Source organism: Shewanella sp. 4t3-1-2LB (assembly GCF_017368415.1).
GTDB classification, from domain to species: Bacteria; Pseudomonadota; Gammaproteobacteria; order Enterobacterales; family Shewanellaceae; genus Shewanella; species Shewanella fodinae.
In genome coordinates this window covers 1-277 of sequence record NZ_JAFNJD010000165.1, presented here as the reverse complement: position 1 = coordinate 277, position 277 = coordinate 1, and the positions used below count along the sequence as shown (strand labels likewise).

Below are 277 nucleotides of genomic sequence, written 5' to 3'. Positions count from 1 at the left end.
CAATTTCTACCAACGTGCTTTTTGGCAGTTAGATGTTGAGGAAGATTCAATGTTAATGGGAAGGGCTTGATATGGAATTATGTGAAATACTCAAATACGACCGCTCTTTATATCCAGGGAAGGCAGTCTTTTACTACAAGACTCCTGACTGTGACTTTGTGCCATTACAGGCTAGTGTTGCGCGTATTAGAGGGCAAAAAGTAGGTATTACCGAAGGGTATAACGCTGATTCAACACCAAAGAATCTGGCACCGCAAGACCTAGCTTATGCGAATCC

1 pseudogene is annotated in these 277 nt (G+C 42.6%); it reads left to right on the top strand.

What is annotated here, in order from left to right:
* Nucleotides 1-71: 71 nt before the first annotated feature.
* Nucleotides 72-277: pseudogene (locus J3L11_RS19130) on the top strand (type I-F CRISPR-associated protein Csy3); the annotation flags it as partial.